This window comes from Rhizobium sp. Leaf384 (assembly GCF_001424065.1).
In the GTDB taxonomy this organism is placed as follows: Bacteria; Pseudomonadota; Alphaproteobacteria; order Rhizobiales; family Rhizobiaceae; genus Ferranicluibacter.
In genome coordinates, this window is record NZ_LMQE01000005.1 from 1130103 (window position 1) to 1138358 (window position 8256).

General features: G+C 60.1%; 9 protein-coding genes. All 9 read right to left on the minus strand.

Going from position 1 to position 8256, the window contains the following annotated elements:
- Window positions 1–89: 89 nt before the first annotated feature.
- Window positions 90–248, minus strand: coding sequence for a hypothetical protein (locus ASG25_RS13570; RefSeq protein WP_156466892.1), 159 nt, complete (start codon window positions 246–248; stop codon window positions 90–92).
- A gap of 17 nt (window positions 249–265) precedes the next feature.
- Complete coding sequence (locus ASG25_RS13575; RefSeq protein WP_062474322.1) at window positions 266–820, minus strand: hypothetical protein; 555 nt, start codon at window positions 818–820, stop codon at window positions 266–268.
- Window positions 821–824: 4 nt separating this feature from the next.
- The gene (locus ASG25_RS13580) at window positions 825–1325 is read right to left on the minus strand and encodes a hypothetical protein (protein ID WP_062474324.1); all 501 of its coding nucleotides are present in this window, start codon (window positions 1323–1325) and stop codon (window positions 825–827) included.
- Between the two features lie 11 nt (window positions 1326–1336).
- Complete coding sequence (locus ASG25_RS13585; protein ID WP_062474326.1) at window positions 1337–2041, minus strand: peptidoglycan-binding protein; 705 nt, start codon at window positions 2039–2041, stop codon at window positions 1337–1339.
- A 114-nt stretch (window positions 2042–2155) separates the two neighbouring features.
- Window positions 2156–2377, minus strand: a complete 222-nt coding sequence (locus ASG25_RS13590) for a hypothetical protein (protein WP_062474328.1) — start codon at window positions 2375–2377, stop codon at window positions 2156–2158.
- Window positions 2378–2427: 50 nt separating this feature from the next.
- Window positions 2428–3111, minus strand: a complete 684-nt coding sequence (locus tag ASG25_RS13595; protein ID WP_062474336.1) for a hypothetical protein — start codon at window positions 3109–3111, stop codon at window positions 2428–2430.
- An 11-nt stretch (window positions 3112–3122) separates the two neighbouring features.
- Window positions 3123–3533 carry a DUF4376 domain-containing protein gene (locus ASG25_RS13600; protein ID WP_062474338.1) on the minus strand — a complete coding sequence of 137 codons (411 nt, stop codon included), beginning with the start codon at window positions 3531–3533 and terminating at the stop codon, window positions 3123–3125.
- Window positions 3530–3934: a hypothetical protein gene (locus ASG25_RS13605; protein ID WP_062474340.1), complete on the minus strand. Its 405-nt coding sequence runs from the start codon at window positions 3932–3934 to the stop codon at window positions 3530–3532. Before ASG25_RS13605 ends, ASG25_RS13600 begins: the two co-directional genes overlap by 4 nt.
- Before the next feature lie 3 nt (window positions 3935–3937).
- Complete coding sequence (locus ASG25_RS13610) at window positions 3938–6979, minus strand: hypothetical protein (protein WP_062474342.1); 3042 nt, start codon at window positions 6977–6979, stop codon at window positions 3938–3940.
- Window positions 6980–8256 lie beyond the last annotated feature (1277 nt).

Below are 8256 nucleotides of genomic sequence, written 5' to 3' on the forward strand. Positions count from 1 at the left end.
TTACGCCGCGGCGGTCGATAACGTAGCCGCAGGTGACATGAACGCCTGAAAGAGCCATGGGAGGTATCCTTGTTTTTGGGAAAAGACGCTCATCGACCCTTGCGGATCATCTCCTCGCGCATCGCGTCGATGCTGCGCGTGAGGTCTCGAATGCGGTCGCCGAAATCGTCGACCGCGCGCTCAGTAGATTTGCGAAAATGAATGGCCTCGAGCGTCTGCGCCTCGATCGCGGCAGTCGCTTTGTTCAAGGCAGAGGGATCCACGATCAAGGCCGCAACCTGAGCTGAAGCTGCCGAGTGCTCGGGACTGGCCCGTTGCCCCTGCCCGAGCCCGAAGTAGCGTACCAGTACGCCGATGCCGATGACGGCGCCGAGGCCGAACAGAGCTTCAGCGGGCAGCGACTTAAGCAGCTATAGATGTTGGTCAGCTCCGCGATCACGAGCCAAGGATAGATCGCCAGCCAGGTGCTGATGACGCCCGAACTGTAAAACCCGGCGCAAACGCCGAACCAAATGATGAGCCCGAACCCTGCAGCGACCTGCCGAATTTGAGGCGTCACCTTCTTTTTTGCGCCGTTGATGACCAATGCGACTAGGCGAAGCATCCCCAGGGTCAGCATGATGGTGCCGAAAGAAGATTGCGTGCCGAAGAACTCACGGAAACCCGCCCAAGACGGCTGGGAGAAAAGGTCATCACCTATCAGGACAACAACACCGAACGTCGTCGTTACGGCCCCCGAGAACCATTCCATGTTCCGCGGGCCGAACCTGTGCTGGATACGGATCCAGATACCTGGACCCGTGTAGCTGTCGCCACTCATCCGCTCAGGTTCTCACCGGCGCGCTGACGACCTTTACGAGGTCAGGCACCTTCGAGGTGATTATCTCGCGCAACATGTCTTCGGTCACGCCGAGCCGTGCCAGAGCGTCCGGATTTTTCTCGACGACGTAGCTAGTAGCGGTCTCGATGAGTTGAGGCGTGATAACAGCACCAGGGACGAGGCCCGCTTTAGCAACCGCGAACCGGATGGCATTGGCTGCACTTGCATGGATTGCATTGCGGAGCTGCGTCTCGATCTCGAGCCGTTTGGCCACGTCGGTGATTTTGAGCAGGGCAATGACGCGGGCACCGATCCAGGTGATCAGCACCGGCCCGACGATCGAGCCGAACATGACGACGAGCGGCTGCAGGATCTGCCAGAGATCAAACCAGATGGAGGATCGCGCTACGACGGGCGCAGCATCCTGAGCGAAAGCCATGGTTCCGATCAGCACGGCGGCGATCACGGCGAGCACCGCGATCGAGATGTATTTCCGGTATGTCATGTCGCTTTCCTTCAAGCTTCGTTGGTAGTTTCAGTCAGTGTGGCACCATCGCTCACGACTGCGATTTCAGCCGTGGCGAGAGCGGTGAGCGGCCAGCGTGCGCCATTGACGCGCAGGCGCTTCTTCTCGATGCGAGAGATGGTCACGGCATCGGACTGGTTGCCGCCGAGCACATGGAAGTGGGTTGCGTCCTCGCCGACGTAGAAACCAACATGGCCCTGCCAGCTGTCCGGGGTGCCCCGCCAGAACGACAGGATCGCGCCCTTCTTCGGCTTGGTCGCCTTGCCGAAGGCGGCCCAGTTCATGGCGCCGTACGGGTTCACCGGCAGGATCTCGTCCGGCATGGTGATAGCGAGGCAGGTCTCGACGAAATCACCGCACCAAGGCAGCTTGGCCGGATCGCCGAGCGTCTTGCCGTCCGACTTCAGGAAGGCGCGGAGCTCGGCATTGTTGATCCTCTCGTGCAGGCCTTTCTTGCGGTAGGCCAGATCGAGCCACGGCGTAGCATCCGGTGAGTTGTCGTTGGCGACGGAGGCCTCGTTAGGGAACAGCTTGGCGATTGTCTTCCCGCCGGCAACGCCGTCGATCCACAGTCCCTGCGCACGCTGAAATTGCTTGACGGCCGCGATAGTCTGACGGCCACGGATGCCGTCCAGTTCGCCTTGGTAATAGCCACGGCGTTGCAGCTCGGATTGGATATCCAAGGTGGTCTTCATAACGATGTCCTTGTGGAGCGTGAGCACTGATCGCCGGCGTTTGCGCGGTGATCACGTTGCTCGGGTCGGATGCGGGCCGCTTGCTGGCAAACGGCACACTACGGCATGCAGTACTTAAGTGTTTGTGGCTGGCGCGGCTGCGGGCGTGTCTGCAGTCTCACCTGCAGGCGGCGCGAAGCCCATCTTCTCGGCCACCCATGCGGGTTCGTACTTCTGGAGGAGTTCATAGGCCTCCTGGACGCGGAACGAGAGATTGTCGATGGCGCCTGCGAGCGTGTCGCATTCGTTCTGGAGAGCTTCGTTGCGGCGCTTGAGGGAGCCGATCATCATGGACATGCTAAGTTTCCTTGTGAGGTTGTTGTGAATGGAAAGACGTGACCTGCGGGTCATTCGTCCGCCCAGCTGATGTTGCTGGCGGCAGTGATCGCCTCGGCCGTCGTGGCCTCGGCAATGGCTTTCTTCGCAGCGGTGCGCTTGGCCTCGACGTTGGCCGAGACCTGCTGGAAGGCCGAGAATGCCGCGACAACCTGCTCCGCCTTTTCAAGCGGTGTCATGTCGTCGGCTGCGGCCTCGGCGATAATGTGCGGGATCTTGTCGTTGGCGATGCTCGGATTGGCGAGCTTGTCGCGCGCTTCTTCCAGCTTCTGCTGGTAGGCCATCAGCTGCCCGTAGCCGGGCGTGATGAACTGCATCCGGTACGCCTCGGCCGCGCGATCGACCTTCAAGACGGCGTCAGCGCGCAATGCATCAAGGTCGATATCGGCAGGCGCTGGCGTCCAGGCACCAATGCGGGCGGCAAGGCCTTCGGGCAGCGTCGGCCAATCACCGACCGTCGAAAACAGGGTGTCCTCGGCCTTGGAGAACTGGCCTTCGATCGTCGCGACCTCGACAGCCGGTAGTTCCGACAGCATCTTGCCGGCGACCGCATACCAGAAGTCCTGGGCGTTGAAGATCTGCTGGCGGGCAAGCCAGATCGATGCGCATACCGCCCAACGTTCGGCGGTCTTTGCGCGGAGCGCCTTGACCACCCCTTCGGTCATGCACTCGTACATGCTGTCGATATTGTACATCGTCGGTCCTTTCAGAGAGCCCAGAGAGCGTTGTCGGAGATGTCGAGATCCTCGCCGGCGGCGAGGCGGTCTTTGAGCGATCGGCCGGTCATGGTGAGACGCTCGACATGCGCCATGGCAGCGCGGCCGAAGTTGACCATCGTGACGACGTCCATCGGCACGATCGTGTTGTCGGCCGCGATCCATCCGAAATCGGTGTCGCCGCCCTGCCACCGCAGATCGCCCGGCTGGGCGTCCTGCATCAGCGCCAGTGCTGCGCCGGTGGCTGCACCATTGATGTTGCGGAGATCCTGCTCGCGTGCCTGGTAGAGGTTGCCGTGAAAGATGAAGCCGGCCGCGATGCGCCGATCGCGCTCCAGATCCACGCGGAGCTGGTCCTGCCGACGGATCGTTTCGAGATCTTGGGTAAGCCTCAGCTTCATGAGACAACGACCTTTACGGTTTTGGATTTGTAAGGCCAAAGAGAGAGCGTGACCTCATAAGTCCCAGCCATATCGGCAGAGAGCTCAAGAGCTCCGTCCGTTATCTCCCCTTGCTGATCTTGAAGAGAAACCGCCGTTCCGGCAGGCAGACCGACAGACTTTGTCTCTCCGATCCCCAACCTGATCTCGTCATCAATGGAGAAGGATGGCCTATCCTCCATGTCAGCTTCGGCGCCGGAAATTCTGACGTAGAAGCTAGCCGAGTCGATCTCGGAGGCCCCTTCGTACTCGACAAACTCATGGCCGTCGGGACGCGAGGCGTAAGCCAGATTTTCCCAGCTTGTTTCTCTGACGTGGTCAATCGCGCCAGTGACGGTGTTGTAGGCTGCGAACTTCGGCATGGGTTACCTCTTCGTGACCAGAGCTGTGAGAAAACGAAGGTTGGTGCTGGCGTCTTGGCCGCCTCCGGTGTCGCGAATAGCTCGGAGCGTATAGGTGAACGTTCCCGTGCCTGGAGTGTCCTGAAGCATGACAACGAAGAGCATGCCCCTCCAGCCGTAGACTGCTGGGACATATTGCGATCCACCCACCGACGGCTTCTCCTCGTAGAGCAGCGGGCAATCCATCGACATGTTCATGCCTGTAGCAGCACCGTTTCGGTAAATTCTGGCAGCTACAGAGGCACGAGTTGACGACTCCATATCAATTCGGAACTGACCAAAAATCAGAACCTTTTCGCCAGCTGCTACGGTGACAGTCACATCGGCAACTTCGATGTTCGACGATTGGGTCAAGCCCAACGTCGAGCTAGAGTAGTAGCTGTCGACCTGGGTAACTGCGCCGCTCTGGATATTCGACTTGCCAACGGTGAGAGTACCGATATTGGCGTTCGAGATATCTACATTGCCAAGTGTGGCGGAAATCGCTGCGAGACTCACGACATTGATCTTGTCGGCGGTGACGGCATTCGCCGCGATCTTATCAACAGTAACGGCGTTCGCCGCGATCTTATCAGCCGTGATCGAATTAGCCGCGATCTTAGCCGCTGTTATTGCACCATCGACGATGAGTTCCGCATTGGCACGACGGTAGCAGAACGGGTTCCAGACGTTGAGCGAACCGCCAGACGTTGCGCCAGCAGTTGGAACTTGCCGGCGAATATAAAGCTGCGCAGTGACCGCTCCAGCTGGAACGGTCGCATTCTGCGCAACGTTTCTCACGCTGAGATCGACCGCACTCGGTTCGTTATACGAGGGGTTTCCGACGTTATTCCCGGAAGCGTCATAGAAGTTCAGATAGATCCGGACACCTTGATTATCGGAATCCGAATTGAAGTCGATCGTTGCACCGAAGCGCAGCTCATCACCCGGACGAACGTTGAATGACTTGGAAGTCGCGCCTGCGATATAGGTGCTACCGCTACTTGCCGCCACGGTTCCGGTGAACCGCATAGCTGGACCGATATCAGCGAGCACCGTGAAATATGGAGTTGCGCTGCCCCCACCCAAGCTCCAGGATTTGATGTCCTGGAGAGCGTTATCCGGTACCATGTTGCTGAAATCCGTCAGCAACAAATTTCTCGCGGTGATCGAGTCCGCGGCGATATGGCGAGCACCGATCGAGTTTGCAGCGATTTTGTCAGCGGTTACCGCATCGGCATCGAGCTTGTCCGTCGTAACCGCGCCAGCCCCGATCTTGATGGCTGTGATGGCACCGGCCGCGATCTTCTGAGCTGTCACGGCATTGGCATCGAGCTTGTCGGCCGTGATCGCATTAGCTGCCAGTTTGTCGGTGTCGATCGAGCCGGCCGCGATCTTGCTGGCCGTGATCGCATTGGCCGAAATCTTGTCCGACGTGATGGCATTGGCGGCAATCTTGTCAGAGCTGATCGCGTTCGCCGTGATCTTGTCGCCGGTGATCGCGCCATCGACGATCAGTTCAGCGTTGTTCATCCGACGGACAAAAACCTTGCCGAGGCGGATGCTACCGCCATTCGCCCCCGTGACGTCACGCACCTCGGCCCAGAACCGGGCCTTTACTGTCGGGTTGCCGCCGACGGTTGCCGGAACGACGACTGAACCCATGGTCTTTGACCAGCCTTTCGTTCCGTTGATGGCAACATCCGGTATTCGGACATACGCGCTGGCCGTCGCGTTCGTGTCCTGGAACTGGAGCTGCAGACGAAGATTGGCCACGGCCCCGCCGGACCCGCTGCACTGTGTCCAAGCCTCGATGTAGTATTCTTCGCCCGGATTAACCGCCCACTGGCCGTCCTGGTACAGGTTGAACGTTCCGGCAGCGTTGACGAGCTTCCTGGCAAAAGCGTTAACCGAGCTGGAGGCCGTGCCCTCGATGAAGAAGTCCCATCCACCGGTACCCGTCCAACCGGCGTCGAGCTGAGAGAAGTCGCCATTCAGCACAAGGTTGCCCATGTCCATCAGGGTAAGCTGCTTGGCAGTGATGGCGTTGGCAGCGATCTGGTCCGCCTTCACTGCGCCGGCTTGGATGTGCGCTGTGGTGATCGCATCGGCTGCGATCTTTGACGACGTGATCGAGTTCGCCGCGATCTGGTTTGCCGAGACGGTACCCGTTAGATCCTGTGTGGGAACCGACGCTGAATAGGCCGAGCCCGTCCACCGATAAAGCTTGCCCGCGACTGTGATGACGTCGGTGGACTTCGTTGTCGGCACGGTCGAGCCGGAAACGTTCGTGACCGGGCTTAGGCCGTTTGCAAACTTGGTCGCATCAAGGGCCTCGTCGGCAATCTGGCTTCCGGAGATCGTCCCGGCGATGTCGGCCGCGGGCACGTCGGCCGTGTATTTGTTGCCGTTCCAGCGATAGAGCTTGCCGGCAACGGTGATGACCTCAGTCGTCTTGGTTGTCGGGACCGCAGCGCCCGAGATGATGCCGACCGGGCCGAGACCATCGGCGAATTTGTCGGCGACGATCGCGCCGCTCGCGAGGATGTCCTTCGTGACCGCGCCGATCGCCAGCTTGTTGGTCGTCACGGCCTTGTCGGCAAGCTTCAGCGCCGTGATCGCCGCATCCATGATCTTCTGTGCCGAAATGGCGCCGTCGATGATCTTCTGTTGCGTGATGGCGTTGTCGAGAATGTCTTCAGCGATCACCAACAGGTTCGGCGTGGTGACCGTCAACCAGGTCGACCACAGCGTCTGACGGCTTGCAGTTTGCGCGATGAGGCGGCCACGCACCTCATACACCGTCGCCGGCAGCAGCCACGCCCCCGAAAGCGTCCAGCTATAAGGCGCGTCATACGGCAGGTTATCACTGTCGAAGACAAGGGTGTCCGTCGCAGCGACACGAACCTGCACCCGGACGTTCCGCACGTCGTCAAGGTTGGACGCAGCCGTGACGACGATCGCCGGCCGGCGTCCTCGGCCGCCAGCGTCAGCAATAGCAGCTGCAACAACCGTCCAGCCTTCCATAGGCTGCNAGGTTGGACGCAGCCGTGACGACGATCGCCGGCCGGCGTCCTCGGCCGCCAGCGTCAGCAATAGCAGCTGCAACAACCGTCCAGCCTTCCATAGGCTGCGGCGGAACCTCGATCGGGCCGAGATAGCCCGACGTCGTCGGCAACTCGAAATCAGCCGACCAGTCATAATCGGCCGGGTCCATCTCGCGAATGGTCACGAGCTGGTTCATGGTCGCTTCACCTTGGATATCGGTGACGATGAAGCGCTTGTTGTCGTAGCCATTGCGATCAGACGACCAGGACAGAACGTCATTCGGTTCGAGCACCCAAGCCTCAGGCGGCAGGTAGAAGCGATGCGTGCGAAAGCGCCTTTCTTCCTTGATCATCGCCCTACGCAAACGCTGCGCCTGGCGGTCGAAGGGAACGGCCGGGAACTGGACGTCAGCGGCCAGAACCCGATTGCCGTCTACCTCAAACAGCGATTTGCCGGTCACGGCATCGTTGACCTGCTTTGCAGTCAGCGCAGGGCCGTCCTTCGATCCCCACTTCTCATCGGGGTTCGGATAGCTGATGTTGATCTGGTTGATCGTGTCGTCGAGCGCCGGGAAAGGCTCGAAGCTTTGCCCCTTGGTGACGATGATGTCGGCGTCGGTGAAGCTAAACACTGCAGCGCCGAACGCGCCCACCTGGATCTTGAACGAGCCTCCGATCTCGGCAATCCGGCCGTTGCAGGCCGCGCGCAGGCTATCGATGACCTCTAGAGGCTCCATGTCACCGGTGATTTCGAGGCCTGCCCGAAACTGCGCCTCCGTCTTGTCACCCTTGATGGCAACCTGACGCGCGCACTCGTTTGCGGCCGCGATCCAGTTCGACGACGGCAGACGATTTGCAGCCAGGTTCTGACCGCCAAAGAACCATTCGCCCTGATAGCTCAGGCCACGGATGATATTGTAGATGATGACCGCCGCGTTATCGGACGGCTCCCACGTCGACTGATCATCCCAGCGCTGCGCGCCGCTCCCGCCGTTCGTCGAATCCTTTCGGATGTCGTAAAGCGGAATGCCGCGCGAGACGAACAGGGTGGAGGGCACCGCGTTGAAATACTTCGGGCGGTAGCGGTACGTCATGATGGCGTAGGGAACGCCGCGGCCGATCATGCTGGCAAGCCAAGGGCGGTCCTCGTCGTCGCCGAAGTGCTCCAGCAGAAACGGATCTGCCGTGGTCTGCGAGCCATTGTAGAACTTGATCCAGGCGTAATCGTCGATGCCGCTACCGACGTCGCCGCCTCTG